The following is a 2043-nucleotide window of genomic DNA, read 5'->3' on the forward strand; positions in this document are numbered from 1 at the left end:
CCCACACCCCCCCCCCCCCCCGCCCCCCGCCCCGCCACCCCCCGCGGCACGCACTGGAGAACGGCGGAGATCGCCGGAGGATGCGCCGTCCGGGTGATATTCCCCCGACGGTATGAATCTCACCCTGTCACACCGTGACGTACCGCCCACAGCGCGGCCTGGGTACGGTCCGCGAGGTCGAGTTTCATCAGGATGTTCGAGACGTGCGTCTTCACGGTCTTCTCCGACAGGACGAGCGCACGGGCGATCTCGCGGTTGGAACGGCCGTCCGCTATCAGGCCCAGCACCTCGCGTTCCCGTTCGGTGAGTGATCCTCCCCTGCCCTGGCCCGAGTTGGTCTCCTCCTGGGACAGCAGGGCTCCGGCCACCTCCGGCTGGAGGAGGATGTGACCGGCGTGCACCGATCGGATGGCACCGGCCAGCGCGTCGGGGTCCACGTCCTTGTAGACGTAACCGGCGGCGCCCGCGCGCAGTGCCGGGACCACCGTGCGCTGCTCGGTGAAGCTGGTGACGATCAGCACGCGCGCGGGGTTGTCGAGTTCGCGGAGCCTGCGCAGCGCGTCCACGCCGTCCATGCCCGGCATCTTGACGTCCATGAGGATCACGTCGGGCTTCAGCTCCTCGGCGCGGTCGACTCCCTCGGCGCCGTCCGCGGCCTCCCCCACCACCTCGATGTCGTCCTGCACCTCCAGGAAGGTGCGCAGGCCCCGGCGGACGACCTGGTGGTCGTCGACGAGCAGCACCCTGATTGCGTCAGCCACCGGGGACCTCCATCTCGATCGTGGTGCCCTTGCCGGGCGCCGACTCCACCGTCAGCCTGCCGCCGACGCCGTCGGCCCGGTCCCGCATGGAGACCAGTCCCAGATGGCGTCCGGCCCGGCGGATCGACTGCGGCTCGAAGCCGCTGCCGTCGTCGGTCACCCGCAGCACCGCGCCGCAGGCGCGGCGGCCGAGGATGACGTCCACGTGCTTGGCGTCCGAGTGCCGCAGGGCGTTGTGCAGGGCCTCCTGGGCGACGCGCAGCAGCGCCTCCTCCTGGGCGGCGGGCAGCGCGCGGAAACCGTTGGTGGCGAAGGTGACGTGCGCGCTGTGGGCGCGGTCGAGGACCTGGATCTGGGTGCGCAGGGTGGCGACCAGTCCGTCCTCGTCCAGAGCGGCCGGGCGCAACTCCACTACGGCGGCGCGCAGTTCGTCGACGGCCTCCGCGGCGAGCCGGGCCACCTCGTGCAGCTCGCCCTTGGCGCGGGACGGGTCGCGGTCGACCAGGGCCGCGGCCGCCTGTGCGGTGAGGCGCAGGGAGAAGAGCTTCTGGCTGACGGCGTCGTGGAGTTCGTGGGCGAGCCGGGAGCGTTCCTCGGAGATCGTCAGCTCGCGGCTGCGCTCGTACAGCCGCGCGTTGGTGAGGGCGATCGCGGCGTGCTGGGCGAAGATGGAGAGCAGTTCCTCGTCCTCCTCGGTGAAGCCGCAGCTGTCCTCTGGCTTGGAGCTCGGGGGGTGTGGGGGGTGTCCCCCCACCGGGCGCAGCTTGTTGGCCAGGAACAGTGCGCCGATCACCTCGTCGCCGTCGCGGATCGGCAGGCCCAGGAAGTCGGACATGTCGGGGTGGGCGGACGGCCAGCCCTCGAAGCGCGGGTCCTTGCGGACGTCGGCCAGGCGCTCCGGCCGGGCGTCGTGGAGCATCGCGGCGAGGATGCCGTGCTGGCGCGGGAGCGGGCCGATGGCCTTCCACTGCTCGTCGCTGACGCCGTCGACCACGAACTGTGCGAAGCCGCCGTGGTCGTCGGGGACGCCGAGAGCGGCGTACTGCGCGTCGAGCAGCTCGCGGGCCGAGGCGACGATCGTCTTGAGGACGTCGCGCACCTCCAGATGCCTGCTCATGGCCAGCAACGCGGAGCTCACCGCGGCGAGGCCGGACCGGGGACCGTGACTCATGTCCTCACGGTACCGGCGGGGTGCGACGGCGGGATCGGCCCTGTGGACGCCACCGCCTAGGACGGTGGGCCTAGGTCCGAGGTCCCGTCGGCCGGTCCTAGGGCGAACGGC

Annotated in this window: 2 protein-coding genes; both read right to left on the minus strand. The window is 72.0% G+C overall.

The features are described from left to right. Window positions 1-119 precede the first annotated feature (119 nt). Entirely contained in the window at window positions 120-761 is a 642-nt protein-coding gene (locus ACFW2E_RS45170) for a response regulator (protein ID WP_384477523.1), read from the minus strand. Next, the gene (locus ACFW2E_RS45175; protein WP_384477526.1) at window positions 754-1932 is read right to left on the minus strand and encodes a GAF domain-containing sensor histidine kinase; all 1179 of its coding nucleotides are present in this window, start codon (window positions 1930-1932) and stop codon (window positions 754-756) included. The genes ACFW2E_RS45170 and ACFW2E_RS45175 overlap by 8 nt, the downstream gene beginning before the upstream one ends. Between the last annotated feature and the right edge of the window lie 111 nt (window positions 1933-2043).

The organism is Streptomyces sp. NPDC058964 (genome assembly GCF_042741275.1).
Taxonomy (GTDB): Bacteria; Actinomycetota; Actinomycetes; order Streptomycetales; family Streptomycetaceae; genus Streptomyces.

What these genes read in the sequence shown, in the direction of transcription:
- ACFW2E_RS45175 (WP_384477526.1), bottom strand. Translation starts at nt 1,932, where the DNA reads ATGAGTCACGGTCCCCGGTCCGGCCTCGCCGCGGTGAGCTCCGCGTTG.